Genomic DNA, 17,541 nt, shown 5'->3' with positions numbered 1-17,541 from the left:
GATGGCCGCCGTCGCCCTGCTCGCCGCGGCCGGCGAGAGCCTGGCCACAGCGCACATGGCCCGCTCCGTCCCGGGTCGCAGCGCCGGCACCCGGCTCGCCGTGCTCCGCGCCGCCGCGGCCGTGCTGTCCGTGCGCGGCGGGACCGCCGGCAGCGACGGTCCCGTCGACGTGTGGCGCCTGCTGCCGCGGGTGGCGCCCGAGCTGACCGAGTGGGCGGACTTCTTCGCGACCGTCCTGCCCGAAGGGGGCGCCCACCCCGGTCACGGCGCGTCCGGGCCGATGTCGGTCCGGCAGGCCGACGACCTGCTGCGCCAGGGGGAGGAGTTCGTCGACCTCGTCGCGGGGATGCTCGGGCTGCCGCCGGTGCGCGTCACCGGTGACCTCGTCGCGATCACCGGGGGTGGGGCCTGATGGGCTTCGCCCACCTGCACGTGGCGTCGGGGTTCTCCCTGCGTCACGGCACGACACCCCCGGAGGCGCTCGTGGCCCGGGCGGCCGAGCTCGGGCAGCCCGCCCTCGCCCTCACCGACCGCGACGGCCTCTACGGGACGGTGCGCTTCGTGCGGGCCGCGACGGCCGCGGGCATCGCGCCGGTCCTCGGGGTCGACCTCGCCGTCGACGGAGGGGGCCGGGCCCCCGCCCGCGGCCGGACCCCGGTGCGCGGCGGTGCCGAGGTCGACCCGCGGCACCCTCGCGTCACCGTCCTCGCCCGGGGGGCCGGGGCGGGCGTGCCGCACGGGGTCGGGTGGGCGCGGCTGTGCCGGCTCGTCAGCGAGGTGCACCTCACGGGGGAGCGCGGTGAGGCCGTGGCCACGCCGGCGATGATCACGCGGCACGCCACCGCGCCCGGACCCGAGGAGCCCGCCCCGCTGCTCGTGCTCCTCGGGCCGACCTCCGACGTCGGGGCCGCGCTGCTCGCCCGCCGGCCCGACATCGCCCGGCAGCGCCTGCGGGCCTGGCAGCAGGCCCTGCCCGCCGGTGCGCTCGCGATCGAGGTCGTCGACCACGGCGGTCCGCCGGGCACGCCCGCCTCGACGGGCCACGCCGCCCACCTGCTCGGCCTCGCCGACGCGTGCGGCGTCCCGGCCGTGCTCACCGCGGCCGTGCGCCACCTGCACCCGCAGGACGCGAGCACCGCCGACGTCCTCGACGCCACCCGCCGGCTCGTCGTCCTCGACACCCGGCACCTCGACCGGGTGACGACCGCCGGGCACCTCGCCGACGACGCGACGATGGCCGCCTCCGCCCACCGGGTGGCCACGGTCCTCGGGGGCGGCGCCGGCGGGTGGTCCTGCGCGAGCCCCGCCGAGCGGGCGGCGGCGCTGCTCGACGCGACGGTCGCCACGGCGCTGGCCTGCGCCCAGGACGGGCGCAAGGACATCGGCATCGGCCGCGTGCACCTGCCCGAGGCGCACGTGCTCGGGCTGCGGCCGGACGAGGACCCGCAGGCGGTCCTCGCGCAGCGCTGCCGGGCGGCGATCGGCGCGCGCTACCCGGACGCGTCGCCGTCGCTGCTGCGGCAGGTCGAGGAGCGGCTCGCCGACGAGCTCGACGTCGTCGCGGCCCTCGGGTACCCGACCTACTTCCTCACCGTCGCCGAGGTCGTCGACCTCATCGTCGGGGCCGGGGTGCGGGTCGCCGCCCGCGGCTCCGGCGCCGGCAGCCTCGTCAACCACCTGCTCGGCATCAGCGCCATCGACCCGATCCGGCACGACCTGCTCATGGAGCGCTTCTGCTCGCCGCTGCGGGCCGAGCTGCCCGACATCGACATCGACGTCGAGTCCGCGCGGCGCACCGAGATGTACGAGCTGATCCTGCAGCGCTTCGGGCGCGACCGGGTGACGTGCGTGTCGATGATGGACACGTACAAGGCGCGGCACGCGATCCGGGACGTCGGCGCGGCCCTGGGGGTCCCCCCTTCAGAGGTCGACGAGATCGCCAAGGCCTTCCCCCACATCCGGGCCAAGGACGTGCGCTCGGCGATGGCCGAGCTGCCCGAGCTGCGCACCCGCAGCCTCGACGCGGGCCGGCTCTCGACGCTCTTCGACCTCGTCGAGCGGCTCGACGGACTGCCGCGGCACATCGCGCTGCACCCGTGCGGCGTCGTCCTGTCCGACGGTGGCCTGCTCGACCGCACGCCCGTGGAGTCGAGCTGGCTGGGCTTCCCGATGAGCCAGTTCGACAAGGACGACGTCGAGGCGCTCGGGCTGCTCAAGCTCGACGTCCTCGGCATCCGGATGCAGTCGGCGATGGCGCACGCCGTCGGCGAGGTCGAGCGGGTCACGGGGGAGCGGATCGGCCTCGACGACCGCGAGGACGTACCGCTCGACGACCCGGCCACCTTCGCGATGATCCGCACGACCCGCACGCTCGGGTGCTTCCAGATCGAGAGCCCGGGGCAGCGCGAACTCATCGGCAAGCTCGCGCCCACGGTCTTCGACGACCTCATCATCGACATCTCGCTCTTCCGTCCCGGCCCGGTGAAGTCGGACATGATCCGCCCCTTCCTCGAGGCCCGGCACGGGTGGAGCCGGCCGCAGTTCCTCCACGACCGGCTCGTGCCCGCGCTCGCCGAGACCGAGGGCGTGGTCGTCTTCCACGAGCAGATGCTGCGGATCATCTCCGAGACGAGCGGTGCGACGCTCGCGCAGGCCGACGAGGTGCGGCGGACCATGGGCAGCCCCGACGGGCAGGCCCGCATCGAGGCGTGGTGGCGTCCCGCCGCGGCCGCGCGCGGCTACCCGCCCGAGGACGTCGACCGCATCTGGGCGGTGCTCGCGGCCTTCGCCTCCTTCGGGTTCTGCAAGGCGCACGCCGCGGCCTTCGCCATGCCGACCTACCAGTCCGCCTGGCTCAAGGCGCACCACCCGGCGGCCTTCCTCGCCGGCGTCCTCACCCACGACCCCGGCATGTACCCCAAGCGGCTGCTGCTCGAGGAGGCGCGCTCGCTCGGGGTGAGCATCCTCGGCGTCGACGTCAACGCGAGCACGGGGGAGTACCGCATCGAGCGCGCCCCCGTGCCCGGCCGGGCGCCGGACGACCCGGACCTGCCCGACGGCTCGGCCTGGGGGATCCGCCTCTCGCTCGCGGACGTCAAGGGCATGAGCGAAGGGGAGGTCGCCCGCGTCGTCGCCGGCGCGCCCTACGACTCGCTCGCGGACTTCTGGCAGCGGGCGCGGGTCTCGCGGCCGGTCGTCGAGCGGCTGGTCCTCGTCGGGGCCTTCGACTCCGTGCACGGGACCGGCGCGGGCCGGGGCGGGCCGGGGCTCGGCAGCCGCGGCCGGCTCACCCGGCGCGACCTGCTGCTGCACGTCGCCGAGCTCGACCGGTGGTCACGGGCGACGGCGACGGGACGCTCGCCGGGAGGCGGTCGTGGCCCGTCGCGTCGGGCCGGGACGCCCGCGTGGGCGGCGGGGCAGCCGGGGGCGCAGCAGGTGCGCGCCACGACGACGGTCACCCCCGTCGCGAGCCAGCTGACCCTCGACCTCGGTGACTCCCCGGAGCTCGGCGAGGGCGTCGGGCTGCCCGAGATGACCGTCCCCGACCAGGTGGGCGCCGAGCTGGAGATCCTCGGGCTCGACGCGTCGCGGCACGTCATGGACTTCTACGCGCCGATGCTCGAGGCGCTCGGGGTGACCCGCAGCGCCGACCTGCTCTCGGTGCGCAGCGGTGCGCAGATCCTCGCCGCGGGGGTCAAGGTCGCGACCCAGACCCCGCCGATCAGGTCCGGTCGGCGGGTCGTCTTCCTCACCGTCGACGACTCGACCGGACCGGTCGACGCGACCTTCTTCGAGGACGTCCAGGGGCCCTATGCGGCGACGATCTTCCACTCCTGGCTGGTGCTCGTGCGCGGCACGGTCCGCCGGGCCGGCCCGCGCGGGGTCTCGGTGCTCGCCTCCGGGGCGTGGGAGCTGTCGACGCTGTGGGAGGCCTGGCAGTCCGGCGGGCTGGCCGCCGTCCACGCCGCGCTCGACGAGGCCGACGACCTCGCGCGGGCCCGGGACGCCGCGCACCAGCAGCCCGCCGGGCACCGGGTGCTCGTCCACGCCTCGGGGTTCCGGCAGTCGCCGTGGGCCGACATCCGCCCCGCAGGCACCGGCGTGGAGCCCCCGCGCAAGCTGTGGCACTCCTCGCCGGGCAGCTCTGGCCACTGAGCTGCAGGACCGGGCGGGGCACCGCCGGGGCGAAGGGGGTGTCGCCCGCGCCGACTAGGGTTGGGGCCATGAACGACGAGCGAGCATGGCGCCGTGGCGGCAGCGGGGTCGAGGGCAATGTCCGGACCGCCGCGATCTGGGCGCAGGTCCGTGAGCTCAGCGCGTCCCGGCAGCGCGAGCTCTCCCGCCCACTGCGCGTCCTCGACCTCGGGGGTGGCACCGGCGGCATGGCCGTCGCGCTCGCCGAGCACGGTCACACGATCACCGTCGTCGACCCGAGCCCCGACGCCCTCGCCTCGATGCGCCGCCGGGTGGCCGAGTCCGACGCCGGCTCGCGGATCAGCGCGCTGCAGGGCGACGCCGACACCCTCCACACCATCATCGAGCCCGGCAGCATCGACCTGCTGTGCTGCCACGGCACCCTCGAGTACGTCGAGGACCCCGGGGCCACGCTCACCCGCATCGGCGAGGTCCTCGCCCCGGGCGGGCACCTCTCGCTCGTCACCGCCCAGCGCGTCGCGGCGGTCATCGCCCGCGCCATCGCCGGCCGCTTCGACCAGGCCCGGGCAGCGCTCACCAGCCCCGAGGGCCGCTGGGGTGAGGACGACCCGGTGCCGCGCCGCTTCGACCGCGCCGACCTCGGCGAGATGCTCACCCGCGCCGGCTTCACCACCCTCGAGGCCCGCGGAGTGCGGCTTTTCAGCGACCTCGTCCCGAGCACCTTCGTCGACACCGACGCCGACCGGCAGGCCCTGCTCGAGCTCGAGGAGCTCGCCGCGCAGGACGCCGGCCGCACCGGTCTCGCCGCGCTCGGCGCGGCGGTGCACCTCATCGCCCGCCGCGACTGAGAGCCGATGAGCCGGCGTCAGTACCGGCCCCCGCCACGGGTCGGCCAAGGTCCCCCGGACGACACGGGGTGCACGGTCCTGCACGTCGACATGGACGCCTTCTACGCGTCCGCGTCGCTCCTCGCCCGCCCCGAGCTCGTCGGGACCCCGGTCATCGTCGGCGGCGGCACCCGGGGCGTCGTGCTGTCGGCGACCTACGAGGCGCGCGCCTTCGGCGTCACCTCGGCGATGCCCATGGGTCGTGCCCGTCGGCTCTGCCCGCAGGCGACGATCCTCACCCCCGACCACGAGCTCTACGCGCGGATCTCCGCGGCGGTGATGGCCACGTTCGCCGACATCACCCCCTTCGTCGAGCCGTTGAGCCTCGACGAGGCCTTCCTCGACGTGGCCGGGGCGGTGCGTCTCATGGGCCCGCCCGCGACGATCGCCCAGCGGATCCGCGACACCGTCGCCGACGAGCAGGGGATCACCTGCTCCGTCGGCGTCGCCAGCAGCAAGTTCGTCGCCAAGCTCGCCTCAGGGCTGGCCAAGCCCGACGGGCTGCTCGTCATCCCGGCGGCCGAGGTCGTCACCTTCGTCCAGCAGCTGCCCGTCGGCGCCCTGTGGGGGGTGGGGGACAAGACGGAGGAGGCCCTCGCCCGGCTCGGGCTCAAGACCGTCGCCGACATCGCCCACACCCCGCGCTCGACCCTCGTGCGCGCCCTCGGCGAGGCGACCGGCAACCACCTGCACGACCTCGCCTGGGGGCGGGACCCGCGCTCGGTCGAGCCGGTCCGCCGCGAGCGCAGCATCGGCAACGAGCGCACCTACGACCACGACGTCGACGACCCCGAGGTCGTCCACCGCACCCTGCTCGCCCTCGCCGACAAGACCGCCTCGCGCCTGCGTGCCGCCGGGCTGGTGGGGCGGACCGTGAGCATCAAGGTGCGCTTCGCGGACTTCACGACGATCACCCGCTCCCGCTCCCTGCGCGATGCCACCGACGTCTCCCGAGACATCGCCGCGCTGGCCCGCGAGCTCTACGACGCCCTCGGGCTGCAGCGTGCCCGGGTGCGGCTCGTCGGGGTGCGGGTCGAGCAGCTCTCCGATGCCTCCGCGACCCCGGTCCAGGTGGCCCTCGACGAGCCGGAGCACGGGTGGCGCGAGGCGGACCGGGCCGTCGACCGGGCGAGCGCACGGTTCGGCGCGGGCAGCGTGCGACCGGCGAGCCTCATCTCGGATCGGGAGCGGCGAGGACGCCCACCTATCGCAGGGCGTGGCGGGGACATATCATGAGAGGGACCACGGTGGTTTCTCCTCCGTGGGACATCGCGGGCCCCAGGCCCGCCCGACGTCAGGCTGGTAGGGAGGTCACCGTGGCGCTGTCGGAGCGCGAGCGGCAGATGCTCGAGGAGATGGAAGAGGCCATCCGGGCCGAGGACCCCCGTTTCGCCTCGCAGATGAACGGCGCGCACCCGGGTGGGAGTGATCGTCGTCGGATCGTCGTCGGGGTCATCGGTGCGCTCGCCGGGCTCGGACTCGTCCTGCTCGGCATCAACACCAACGTGTGGGTCGGCGTCGCCGGCTTCGTCCTCATCGTCGCCTCGGTCGCGCTGGCCTTCGCTCCCGGGTCGTCACGCCCGCGCGCGGGCCTCGGGGTCGTCGGGGCGGATGGCTCCGTGCAGCACCACCGCACGCTGCGCGGGCACGGGGCGAAGGGGAGGCGCAAGGCGGCCGGGCAGGCCACCTTCATGCAGCGGATGGAGCAGCGTTGGGAGCACCGGCGCCAGCGGGGCCAGGGCTGGTAGAGCCGGCAGGCTGGTAGAGCCGGCAGGTTGGTAGAGCCGGCAGGTTGGTAGAGCCGGTGGGCAGGGCCTCAGTGGGCGACGATGCCGCCGACCCACACCACCGCGACGAGTGCGGCCGTCGCCAGCTCGATGCCCATGCTGTGCAGGACGCCGCGCAGGGCGGCCTTGGTCGCCTGCCAGGCGCGGTCGAGCTCTCGGTAGCGCAGGTACTCGGCAGCGAAGACACCGACGACGAAGCCGATCGGCAGGCCGACGCCCGGGATGACGAAGAGGCCGATGATCGCGCCGACGACGCCCAGGGCGAGCGTCAGCCCGCCGACTCCGTCACGCTTCATCCGGCGGCCGGGGAGCAGGAGCTGCAACGCGACACCCAGGGCGTACAGCGCCAGGATGATGCCGAAGGTCACCCAGGCCGTCGCGCCGCCGGTCTCGGTGGCCCAGAGCAGGACCGCCGCCACGCACAGCAGCAGGCCCGGCAGGACCGGGACGACGATGCCGAGGACGCCGACGACGTAGATCGCGACAGCCACCCACAGGACCCAAGAGGTCGGGTCGGGGGCGGTCTGCGAGACCGTGGTCAGCACCGGGGGCGGTGGATCAGCGCTCGTCTGCCGGGGCCGAAGCAGGGGTGCTCTCGTCCAGGCGCTCGCTGTGGTCGTCGATCTCGGCGAGGTCCTTCAGCGCCGGCAGGTGCTCGCGGCCGTGGTGCGCGCAGAAGAGCAGCTCGCCGCCGGCGTGCAGGCGGGCGCGCACGTAGGCCTTGGCTCCGCAGCGGTCGCAGCGGTCGGCTGCGGTCAGGGGGCTGGCCAGGGTCGCGTTCACGTGGTGCCTCTTCTCTTGCGTAGATCGTGGACGTCCGGGTCAACAGTCAAACATGCCAAACCCTTCCCGGGCAGCACCCTTTCCGCGTGGCGTGACGCAACCGACACCGTGAGCGAGCCTGCGCGGCGCTGTCGGGACCGCGGTTTACGCTGCGAGGAACCCACCTCCCCGACGACGAAGGACCGGCCACCTCGTGCCTCCGGCAGCCACCACCGCCAAGAAGACCGCCAGCAGCAAGTCGGTCCAGGACTACTCCGCGCACCACCTGCAGGTGCTCGAGGGTCTCGAGGCCGTGCGCAAGCGGCCCGGCATGTACATCGGCTCGACCGACCAGCGCGGCCTCATGCACTGCATGTGGGAGATCATCGACAACGCGGTCGACGAGGCGCTCGGCGGCCACGGCGACCGCATCGAGGTCATCCTCCACGGCGACGGCTCGGTCGAGGTCCGCGACAACGGCCGCGGCATCCCCGTCGACATCGAGCCGCGCACCGGTCTCACCGGCGTCGAGGTCGTCTACACCAAGCTGCATGCGGGCGGGAAGTTCGGCGGCGGCTCGTACACCGCCTCCGGCGGCCTCCACGGCGTCGGCGCCTCCGTCGTCAACGCCCTCTCCTCCCGCCTGGACGTCGAGGTGGACCGCGGAGGCAAGACCTACGCGATGAGCTTCCGCCGCGGCGAGCCCGGCACCTTCTCCGACGTCGCGGGGGCGAAGGGGGTCAAGTCGCCCGACCACGACTTCGTCGCCTACGACAAGGGCAGCGAGCTCGAGGTCATCGGCAAGGCCGGGCGCGGCGTCACCGGCACCCGGGTGCGCTACTGGGCCGACCCGCAGATCTTCCTCAAGGGCGCCGAGCTCGACGGCGAGGCCCTCGCCGCGCGCGCCCGTCAGACCTCCTTCCTCGTGCCCGGCCTCACGCTCGTCGTGCGCGACGCGCGTGGCGACGAGCCGGTCGAGGAGGTCTTCCACCACGACGGCGGCATCAGCGAGTTCGTCGAGTTCCTCGCACCGGACGCGCCGGTCACCGACGTGTGGCGGCTCGAGGGCACCGGCACCTTCACCGAGACCGTGCCGGTCCTCGACGCCAAGGGACACATGACCCCCACCGACGTCGAGCGGGAGTGCGGTGTCGACATCGCGGTGCGCTGGGGGACCGGGTACGACGCCAAGGTCTCCTCCTTCGTCAACATCATCGCCACGCCGAAGGGCGGCACGCACGTCGCGGGCTTCGAGCAGGCGCTGCTCAAGGTCTTCCGCAAGCAGCTCGAGGTCAACGCCCGCAAGCTCAAGGTCGGCAACGACAAGGTCGACAAGGACGACATCCTCGCGGGCCTGACCGCTGTGGTCACGGTGCGTCTGGCCGAGCCGCAGTTCGAGGGGCAGACCAAGGAGGTGCTCGGCACCAACGCCGTGCGCTCCATCGTCACCAAGGTCGTGGAGACCGAGCTGACGAGCCTGCTCACCTCGACCAAGCGCGCCGAGAAGCAGATGGCCGGCCAGCTGCTCGACAAGGTCGTCGCCGAGATGAAGTCGCGGATCTCGGCGCGGCTGCACAAGGAGACCCAGCGCCGCAAGAACGCGCTCGAGACCTCGTCGCTGCCGCCGAAGCTGCGCGACTGCCGCAGCACCGACGTGGAGGCCACCGAGCTCTTCATCGTCGAGGGCGACTCGGCGATGGGCACGGCCAAGGAGGCGCGCAACAGCGAGTTCCAGGCGCTGCTGCCGATCCGCGGCAAGATCCTCAACGTGCAGAAGGCCGCCGTCGGGGACATGCTCAAGAACGCCGAGTGCGCCTCGATCATCCAGGTCATCGGTGCCGGCTCCGGGCGCAGCTTCGACGTCGACGCCGCCCGCTACGGCAAGGTCATCATCATGACCGACGCCGACGTCGACGGCGCCCACATCCGCACCCTGCTGCTCACGCTCTTCTTCCGGTACATGCGTCCGCTCGTCGAGGCCGGCAAGGTCTTCGCGGCCGTGCCGCCGCTGCACCGCATCGAGGTGGTCAACGCGGGCTCGAAGAAGAACGAGCTGATCTACACCTACTCCGAGGCCGAGATGCGCAAGAAGCTCGCCTCGTTGGGCTCCCGCGGCAAGAACATCAAGCAGCCCATCCAGCGCTACAAGGGCCTGGGGGAGATGGACGCCGACCAGCTCGCCGAGACCACGATGGACCCCCGCCACCGGATGCTGCGCCGGGTGACGACGGCCGACCTCGAGGCCGCCGAGGAGGTCTTCGAGCTGCTGATGGGCAAGGACGTCGATCCCAGGCGCGACTTCATCGTCTCCTCGGCGGACCAGCTCGACCGGGAGCGCATCGACGCCTGACCGGGGCTACTCCCTTCCCGGACGGCGTCACGATTGCGACCGATCTCGGCGCGTCGGAGCGTCAGTGGTTGCACGAGACGGTGGCGTGGGTCACGGTTAGGGGATTGGTACGCACCAGCGTGCCCCGACCCAGGGAGGACCCATGACCGACGTCGCCACCTCGGACCGCGACGCAGGCGAGGAGCCCACCGAGCTCAAGCGGGTCATGGGACCCAGGCTCCTGCTGCTCTTCATCGTCGGCGACATCCTCGGTACCGGTGTCTACGCCCTGACCGGCGATGTCGCCGCGGAGGTGGGCGGGGCCGCGTGGGCTCCCTTCATCGCGGCCTTCGTCGTGGCCACCATCACGGCACTGTCCTACCTCGAGCTCGTGACGAAGTACCCGCAGGCCGGCGGTGCCGCGACCTTCGTGCACAAGGCCTTCGGCCTGCACTTCGTCACCTTCATCGTCGCCTTCGCCGTCATGTGCTCCGGCATCACCTCGGCCTCCACAGCCTCCAGCGCCTTCGCGGGCTTCCTGCGGGACGGTCTCGGTGTGGGCTGGGAGGACGGCTCGACGCCGCTGCTGCTCATCGCCCTCGGCTTCATGACGATCATCGCGCTCATCAACTTCCGGGGCGTGGGCGAGAGCGTCAAGGCCAACGTCGTCCTGACCTGCGTCGAGCTCTCCGGCCTCCTGCTCATCATCTTCGTCGGCCTCTACGCCGTCACCCAGGACAAGGCCGACTTCTCCCGGGTCGTCGTCTTCGAGAGCGCGAGCGACAAGAGCGTCTTCATCTCGATCTCCATGGCCACGGCCCTGGCGTTCTTCGCGATGGTCGGGTTCGAGGACTCCGTCAACATGGCCGAGGAGACCCACGAGCCGTCCAGGATCTTCCCCAAGGTCATGCTCTCGGGTCTGGCGATCACCGGCATCATCTACGTGCTCGTCTCGATCACCGCCGTGGCGCTCGTCCCGGTCGACCAGCTCGTCGGTGGCGAGAAGTCCGCGCTCACCCAGGTCGTCGCGACCGGTGCCCCCGGCCTGCCCTTCGACAAGATCTTCCCCTTCATCGGGATGTTCGCCGTCGCCAACTCCGCCCTGATCAACATGCTCATGGCCTCGCGCCTCGTCTACGGCATGGCCCGGCAGGAGGTCCTGCCCCCCGGCATGGGACTGGTGCACAAGAAGCGCCGGACGCCGTGGGCCGCGATCATCTTCACGACCCTCGTCGCGTACGGGCTGATCACCTACGTCGTGCTCGGCAGCGACAGCCCGGTCGTCAAGCTGCTCGGGGGCACCACGGCGCTGCTGCTGCTCGCGGTCTTCACCGTCGTCAACATCGCGGTGCTCGTGCTGCGCCGCGAGCCGGTCGGCCACCAGCACTTCCGCACCCCGACGTTCATGCCGATCCTCGGAGCCCTCACCTGCGCCTTCCTCGTCGGCCCGTGGGCCCGCAGCGAGGAGCAGCAGGAGCAGTACGTCATCGCCGGCGGCATGCTGGCGCTCGGCGTGCTGCTGTGGGTCGTCACCTGGTTCCTCAACCGCGCGCTGTACGCGAAGAAGACGTTCATCCGCGACCCGGAGCACATCGACCACGAGTGAGCCGCACGGCGAAGGGGGCGGGGCCGGATCACCGGCCCGCCCCCCTTCGTCGTGCCGGGAGGTCTGCATTGCCCTAGGGGAATGCACCATCGTGACGTCGAGACGGTGCATTGCCCTAGGGGAATGCAGTCTCGGGGTGGTCAGCGTCAGAGGGAGCCGATGCCGCCGATCACGGCGGTGGCGGGGGTGCCGGAGCCGTCGCGGCGCCCCTCCGCCTCCGGGAGGGTGATCGCGACGCCGTTGGGCTGGGCGGCGCGAGCGCCGGAGCGGCCGACCCAGGCCGTGGTCAGGGCGTCCTCGCCCTTGAGGAACCTGTGGGCGCGCACGCCCCCGGTCGCCCGGCCCTTGCCCGGGTACTCGTCGAAGGGGGTGACCTTCCACGAGCCGGGGTCGGTGCCGGGCAGCGCGGCGGAGGAACCGGAGACGGTGACGACGATGTTGTCGTAGTTGAGGTCCACCGCCCCGAAGAAGACGACCTGCGCCCCGTCGGTCAACCGGACGCCGGCCACGCCGCCGCCGCCGCGGCCCTGCGGCCGCACGTCGCTGGCGGGGAAGTGCAGCAGGCTCGCCTGGCTCGTGACGAAGACGAGCTCCTCCTCGCCCGTGGTCAGCTCGACGGCCCCGACGACGCGGTCGCCGTCCTTGAGCGAGATCGCCTCCCAGGAGCTGCCCCTGGGGTAGTCGGTGCCCACCCGCTTGACGACGCCGTGGGCGGTGCCGAGCGCCAGGCCGGGGGAGTCGGGCGACAGGCTCATCAGGGTCAGCGGGGCCTCGTCGCCGGGCAGGTCGACGTAGGCCGCGAGCGGTGCGCCGCCGGAGAGGTTGGGGGCGCCGTTGGAGGGCGGCAGGGTGGGCAGCTCGAGGGCGCCCAGGCGAACGACCCGGCCGGTCGAGGTGACGACGGCGACCTCGCCGCGCGCGCTCGTGCGGACCGCGGCGACGATCGCGTCGTGCTTGCTGCGGCCGCCCTCGCGGCTCAGCGGCTCGTCCCCGCTCGTGCGCGCGAGGAGCCCGGTGCTCGACAGCAGGACCCAGCACGGGTCGTCGGCGACCTCCAGCGGGGACGTCGCGGTGGCCGGGGCACCCGCGGACTCGAGCAGCACCGTACGGCGCGGGTCGCCGTGCTCCTTGGCGACGGCGGCTAGCTCGGAGGAGATGAGGCGGGTCATGACCTTGGGGTCGCCGAGGATCTCCTCGAGCTCGGCGATCTGCTCGAGGAGCTCCCCCTGCTCCTTCTCCAGCTCGAGCCGGGAGAACTTCGTCAGGCGGCGCAGCTGCAGGTCGAGGATGAAGCTCGCCTGCACCTCGGACAGGTCGAAGACCGCCTGCAGGCGCTCCCGGGCGATCGTCGCGTCGTCGCTGGAGCGGATGACCTGGATGACCTCGTCGATGTCGAGGATCGCGATGAGCAGGCCCTCGACGAGGTGCAGCCGCTCGCGCCGCTTGGCGAGTCGGTACTCGCTGCGGCGGCGCACGACGTCCCGCCGGAAGTCGACGTAGACGGTGAGCAGCTCCTTCAGCCCCATGGTCCGGGGCTGGCCGTCGACGAGCGCGACGTTGTTGATGGAGAAGGAGTCCTCCATCGGCGTGAGCTTGTACAGCTGCTCGAGGACGGCGTCGGGGTTGAAGCCGTTCTTGATCTCGATCACCAGCTGCATGCCCGAGACGCGATCGGTGAGGTCCTTGACGTCGGCGATGCCCTGCAGCTTCTTGGACTGGACGGCGTCCTTGATCTTCTCGATGACCTTCTCGGGGCCGACGAGGTAGGGCAGCTCGGTGACGATGATGCCCTGGCGGCGGGGTGAGACCTTGTCGATGCGGGTCGTCGCCCGGGTGCGGAAGCTGCCGCGCCCGGTGAGGTAGGCGTCCCGGATGCCGTCGAGCCCGATGATCCGTCCGCCACCGGGCAGGTCGGGGCCGGGGACGAACTTCATGAGGTCGTCGAGGCTCGCGTCGGGGTGGGTCAGCAGGTGCCGGGCGGCACCGACGACCTCGACGAGGTTGTGCGGGGGCATGTTGGTCGCCATGCCGACGGCGATGCCGGTCGTGCCGTTGACGAGGAGGTTGGGGTAGGCGGCGGGCAGGACCTCGGGCTGGAGGAGCTGGTCGTCGTAGTTGGGGACGAAGGGGACGGTGTCCTCACCGAGCCCGGTGACCATGAGCAGCGCGGCCGCGGCCATGCGGGCCTCGGTGTAGCGGCTCGCCGCGGGGCCGTCGTCGAGCGAGCCGAAGTTGCCGTGGCCGTCGACGAGGGGCAGGCGCATCGAGAAGGGCTGGGCGAGGCGCACGAGCGCGTCGTAGATCGCGGTGTCGCCGTGGGGGTGGTACTTGCCCATGACCTCGCCGACGACGCGGGAGGACTTCACGTGGCCGCGCTCGGGTCGTAGGCCCATCTCGCTCATCGAGAAGAGGATCCGTCGGTGCACCGGCTTCAGGCCGTCGCGGGCGTCGGGGAGTGCGCGAGCGTGGATCACCGAGTAGCTGTACTCGAGGAAGGCATTGCGCATCTCGTCCGCGACGTCGATGTCGACGATCCGCTCGGGGGCGTCGGCGGGCGGAGTGGCGGCAGGACGGCGGGCCATGCGGGTGGGGGGCTCCTCGTGGGGATGGTGCTCGAACCGTCCCATCCTCCCCCCTTCGTCCCCGTACGGGCGGCACCGACACACGTGGGGGACCGACCACGCCGCACGGGAGCCCGTGGCAGGATTGAGCCATGACCGAGCTCCCCGCGGGCTACCCGGTGCTGGCCGAGGCCGATGTCGTCCTGCGCGACGGCTCGGTGTGCCGGCTGCGGCCCATCAGGCCCTCCGACGCGGACGCCGTGCGCCGCTTCCACGCCGGGCAGTCCGACGAGTCGATCTACCTGCGCTTCTTCGCGCCGATGCGCAACCTCAGCGACCGCGACGTCAAGCGGTTCACCGAGCTGGACTACCACGACCGCATGGCGCTCGTGGCGACGATCCGCGACGACATCATCGGCATCGGCCGCTACGACAGGGTGAGCGAGCACTCCGCCGAGGTCGCCTTCAACATCTCCGACCACTACCAGGGCAAGGGGATCGGCTCGGTCCTGCTCGAGCACCTCGCGGCGATCGCGCAGTCGCACGACATCACCGCCTTCGAGGCCGAGGTCCTGCCGCACAACCGCAAGATGCTGCGCGTCTTCTCCGACGCCGGCTACCAGGTCACCCGCCACCTCGAGGACGGCGTGGTGTCCGTCCACTTCGACATCGAGCCGACCGCGGAGTCGCTGTCGGTGCGCTTCGCCCGCGAGCACCGCGCCGAGGCGCAGAGCGTGCGGGCCATGCTCCACCCGCAGTCGGTCGCCGTCGTCGGCGCCAGCCGGCGCGAGCGCGCCATCGGCCACCAGGTGCTCAAGCAGATCCTCGACGGCGGCTTCACCGGCGCGGTCCACGCGATCAACCCCGAGGCCGGCGAGATCCTCGGTCTGGACGCCGTCCGGTCGGTGGGCGAGGTCGAAGGGGGAGTGGACCTGGCCGTCATCGCCGTCCCGGCGGAGCGGGTCCCGCGGATCGTCGGCGAGTGCGCGGCGGCCGGCGTCAAGACCCTGCTGATCATCTCCTCCGGCTTCGCGGAGGTCGACGAGCACGGCGCCCGGATGCAGCAGGAGGTGCTGCGGCTGGCCCGCAGCAACGGCATGCGCGTCGTCGGGCCCAACTCCTTCGGCCTCATCAACAACGACCCCGCGGTGAGCCTCAACGCGACCCTCACGTCGGTGATCCCGCGACCCGGCTACCTCGGTCTCTTCTCGCAGAGCGGCGCGCTGGCCATCGCCAACCTCGACTCGGCCGCCCGCCGCAACCTCGGCATCTCGGTCTTCGCCTCCGCCGGCAACCGGGTCGACGTCTCCGGCAACGACCTCATGCAGTACTGGGTCGACGACGAGCGGACCCACGCGGTCGGCCTCTACCTCGAGTCGATGGGCAACCCGCGCAAGTTCTCGCGCATCGCCCGCCACCTCGCCACCAACAAGCCGGTCATCGTCGTCAAGCCGGCGTCTGCGGGCTACGGCGCCCCTCCCGGGCACAAGGTGCGCAAGCCCAAGGTCAAGCAGCACGCCTTCGCGGCCATGCTCGAGCAGGCCGGTGTCATCCACTGCGAGAACGTCCACCAGATGTTCGACGTCGCCCAGCTCCTCGTGCACCAGCCGCTGCCGGCCGGTCGCCGCGTGGCCATCGTCGGCAACTCCAGCCAGCTCGCGGCGCTGTGCGCGGACAACGCCACCGAGCGCGGGCTCGAGGTCACCCACGGGCCGGTGGCCGTGCGCACCGAGGCGACGGCCGCGGAGTTCCGCGAGGCGGTCGGTGCGGCCTTCGCCGACCCCGAGGTCGACTCGGTCGTCGTGTGCTTCATCCCGCCGGTGGGTGCGCTCGACCAGGAGGTCGTCGAGGCCCTGCGCGAGGCCGCCTCCACCTCCGACAAGCCCTGCGTCGCCACCCTGCTCGGCATGCGCGGTGTCGACATGGCCGGCGACCCGAGCTTCCTCCACGAGCTCGGTGAGTTCCCGGACGACGCCCCGCGGCAGGCGGTGCCGCTGTACGCCATGCCCGAGGAGGCCATCCGGGCGCTCGCGGCCGCGACCGACTACGGCGCCTGGCGCGACAAGGACAAGGGCGAGACCGTCGTGCGCGAGGGCATCGACCGCTGGGCGGTGCGCCACCTGCTCGACCGGGTCCTCGAGGAGGACCCGGAGGGCCGTGCGCTCACGACCGACGAGGCCCATGAGCTCCTCTCCGCGTACGGCATCCAGGTGTGGCCGCGGATCGAGGTCGACAGCGTCGAGGAGGCCGTCGCCGCCGCGGAGCAGGTCGGCTACCCGGTCGTCGTGAAGTCGCTCTCGCCGCTCGTCCGGGGCCAGGCCGTGCTCGAGGGCATCCGTGTCGACCTGCCGGACGCCGACGCGGTGCGGGTGGCCTACGAGACCCTCGACCGTCGGCTCGCCCCGATGGACGCCAACTACCTCGTCGTGCAGCGCATGGCCGGTCCCGGCGTCGCGACCGTGCTGTCGACGATCGAGGACCCGCTCTTCGGGCCCGTCGTCTCCTTCAGCATCGCCGGTGCCCCGACCAAGCTGCTCGACGACATCGCCTACCGCATCCCGCCGCTCACCGACGTCGACACCCGCGAGCTCATCCAGGACATCAAGACCGCGCCGCTGCTCATGGGGCACGGCGGCGCCGCCCCCGTCGACCTGGCCGCGCTCGAGGACGTCCTCGGCCGGCTGTCGGTCATGTCCGACGACTTCCTCGAGCTGTCGTCCGTCGAGCTCAACCCGGTCATCGCGCACCCGAGCGGGGTGACCGTGCTCGGGGCAGACATCATGATCACGCCGGCCCACCGGCGCATCGACCCCGACGCGCGGAGCATGACCTGAGGCTGGGGCACAATGGCGAGCATGCCCGCTCCTTCCGACCTCACGGCCATCACGCTGCCTGACGAACTCACCGCCGACATCGAGCGCGCCGGCTACTACCCGGCGCTCGTCGCGGACGTCATCAAGGCGGCCGTGGGTGCAGAGGAGGTCCACGGGCACCTGGTGCACCAGGAGACGACCTTCGACCAGGACACGGTCCGGCGCCACATCACCGTCTTCGCCCGGACCGCGTCCCGACTCGTCATCGCACACGCCGACGACTACCCCGACCACTTCTCGGGTGCCCAGGAGATCGCGACGGCGACGACGGAGTGCATCCCGCTGTCGTCGGTGCGTGGCGTCATGCTCACCCACGTCGTCGGCGACCCCTCGAGCTATGTCCACGGCTCGCTCGGCCGCGAGCTGACGCTCACCGTCGGCTGGGGCGCGGTCAGCCGCGTCGACCTGCTCCCCGCCCAGTGCTCCGACCCGGACTGCGACGGGGGCGACCACGGCTACGAGGGCACGGTCACCAGCGACGACATCGCGCTGCGGATCAGCGCCGAGGCCGAGGGCCGGACGGCGCTGGACCGGGCCACCGAGTTCGCCAGGGACCTCTCGGCGAGCATCGGGCGCTGACG

At 72.5% G+C, this 17,541-nt stretch carries 12 protein-coding genes; 9 read left to right on the top strand and 3 right to left on the bottom strand.

Annotated elements, in window-relative coordinates; genetic code table 11:
• Nucleotide 1: 1 nt before the first annotated feature.
• The 5 genes from JT1_RS06130 (at nucleotide 2) to JT1_RS06110 (ending at nucleotide 6,790) form a co-directional block, all read left to right on the top strand.
• Nucleotides 2-412, top strand: a complete 411-nt coding sequence (locus JT1_RS06130; RefSeq protein ID WP_169701880.1) for an SAV_6107 family HEPN domain-containing protein — start codon at nucleotides 2-4, stop codon at nucleotides 410-412.
• A complete protein-coding gene (locus JT1_RS06125; protein WP_068324705.1) occupies nucleotides 412-4,155 on the top strand; it encodes a DNA polymerase III subunit alpha in 3,744 nt (1,247 codons plus the stop codon). Before JT1_RS06130 ends, JT1_RS06125 begins: the two co-directional genes overlap by 1 nt.
• Nucleotides 4,156-4,223: 68 nt before the next feature.
• Complete coding sequence (locus JT1_RS06120; protein WP_068324703.1) at nucleotides 4,224-5,003, top strand: class I SAM-dependent methyltransferase; 780 nt, start codon at nucleotides 4,224-4,226, stop codon at nucleotides 5,001-5,003.
• 6 nt (nucleotides 5,004-5,009) lie between these two features.
• Nucleotides 5,010-6,278 carry a DNA polymerase IV gene (dinB, locus tag JT1_RS06115; protein WP_068324701.1) on the top strand — a complete coding sequence of 423 codons (1,269 nt, stop codon included), beginning with the start codon at nucleotides 5,010-5,012 and terminating at the stop codon, nucleotides 6,276-6,278.
• 80 nt (nucleotides 6,279-6,358) lie between these two features.
• On the top strand, nucleotides 6,359-6,790 hold the full coding sequence (locus JT1_RS06110; RefSeq protein WP_068324699.1) for an SCO2097 family morphological protein: 432 nt from the start codon (nucleotides 6,359-6,361) through the stop codon (nucleotides 6,788-6,790).
• Nucleotides 6,791-6,858: 68 nt separating this feature from the next.
• On the opposite strand, the gene JT1_RS06105 is transcribed toward JT1_RS06110, so the two are convergent.
• Together JT1_RS06105 and JT1_RS06100 are read right to left on the bottom strand one after the other, a co-directional pair.
• Nucleotides 6,859-7,374 carry a DUF456 domain-containing protein gene (locus JT1_RS06105; RefSeq protein ID WP_068324697.1) on the bottom strand — a complete coding sequence of 172 codons (516 nt, stop codon included), beginning with the start codon at nucleotides 7,372-7,374 and terminating at the stop codon, nucleotides 6,859-6,861.
• A gap of 13 nt (nucleotides 7,375-7,387) precedes the next feature.
• A complete protein-coding gene (locus JT1_RS06100) occupies nucleotides 7,388-7,612 on the bottom strand; it encodes a DUF7455 domain-containing protein (protein WP_068324695.1) in 225 nt (74 codons plus the stop codon).
• Nucleotides 7,613-7,805: 193 nt separating this feature from the next.
• Between JT1_RS06100 and JT1_RS06095 the strand changes: the two genes are divergently transcribed.
• Both JT1_RS06095 and JT1_RS06090 read left to right on the top strand, forming a co-directional pair.
• On the top strand, nucleotides 7,806-9,941 hold the full coding sequence (locus JT1_RS06095) for a DNA gyrase/topoisomerase IV subunit B (RefSeq protein WP_068324692.1): 2,136 nt from the start codon (nucleotides 7,806-7,808) through the stop codon (nucleotides 9,939-9,941).
• A gap of 142 nt (nucleotides 9,942-10,083) precedes the next feature.
• Entirely contained in the window at nucleotides 10,084-11,526 is a 1,443-nt protein-coding gene (locus JT1_RS06090; protein WP_068324690.1) for an APC family permease, read from the top strand.
• A 146-nt stretch (nucleotides 11,527-11,672) separates the two neighbouring features.
• Here the strand turns inward: JT1_RS06090 and JT1_RS06085 are convergent, their stop codons facing one another.
• Nucleotides 11,673-14,108 (bottom strand): DNA gyrase/topoisomerase IV subunit A, encoded by a 2,436-nt coding sequence (locus JT1_RS06085; RefSeq protein ID WP_068324688.1) that lies wholly within the window; start codon nucleotides 14,106-14,108, stop codon nucleotides 11,673-11,675.
• A 131-nt stretch (nucleotides 14,109-14,239) separates the two neighbouring features.
• Here JT1_RS06085 and JT1_RS06080 point away from each other — a divergent pair, with 131 nt between their 5' ends.
• Nucleotides 14,240-16,921: a bifunctional acetate--CoA ligase family protein/GNAT family N-acetyltransferase gene (locus JT1_RS06080; protein WP_068324685.1), complete on the top strand. Its 2,682-nt coding sequence runs from the start codon at nucleotides 14,240-14,242 to the stop codon at nucleotides 16,919-16,921.
• Nucleotides 16,922-16,933: 12 nt separating this feature from the next.
• Nucleotides 16,934-17,539: a DUF5998 family protein gene (locus JT1_RS06075; RefSeq protein WP_068324683.1), complete on the top strand. Its 606-nt coding sequence runs from the start codon at nucleotides 16,934-16,936 to the stop codon at nucleotides 17,537-17,539.
• The last annotated feature ends 2 nt before the right edge of the window (nucleotides 17,540-17,541 follow it).

It is taken from the genome of Janibacter terrae NBRC 107853, from assembly GCF_001591405.1.
GTDB classification, from domain to species: domain Bacteria; phylum Actinomycetota; class Actinomycetes; order Actinomycetales; family Dermatophilaceae; genus Janibacter; species Janibacter terrae.
The sequence above is the reverse complement of the archived record's forward strand: the minus strand, read 5'-3'. Positions and strand labels throughout refer to the sequence as shown.

Bases quoted from the DNA above. Each gene is read 5' to 3' on its own strand.
- JT1_RS06130 (WP_169701880.1), top strand. From the start codon at position 2: ATGGCCGCCGTCGCCCTGCTCGCCGCGGCCGGCGAGAGCCTGGCCACA.
- JT1_RS06125 (WP_068324705.1), top strand. From the start codon at position 412: ATGGGCTTCGCCCACCTGCACGTGGCGTCGGGGTTCTCCCTGCGTCAC.
- JT1_RS06120 (WP_068324703.1), top strand. From the start codon at position 4,224: ATGAACGACGAGCGAGCATGGCGCCGTGGCGGCAGCGGGGTCGAGGGC.
- dinB (WP_068324701.1), top strand. From the start codon at position 5,010: ATGAGCCGGCGTCAGTACCGGCCCCCGCCACGGGTCGGCCAAGGTCCC.
- JT1_RS06090 (WP_068324690.1), top strand. From the start codon at position 10,084: ATGACCGACGTCGCCACCTCGGACCGCGACGCAGGCGAGGAGCCCACC.
- JT1_RS06085 (WP_068324688.1), bottom strand. From the start codon at position 14,108: ATGGCCCGCCGTCCTGCCGCCACTCCGCCCGCCGACGCCCCCGAGCGG.
- JT1_RS06080 (WP_068324685.1), top strand. From the start codon at position 14,240: ATGACCGAGCTCCCCGCGGGCTACCCGGTGCTGGCCGAGGCCGATGTC.
- JT1_RS06075 (WP_068324683.1), top strand. From the start codon at position 16,934: ATGGCGAGCATGCCCGCTCCTTCCGACCTCACGGCCATCACGCTGCCT.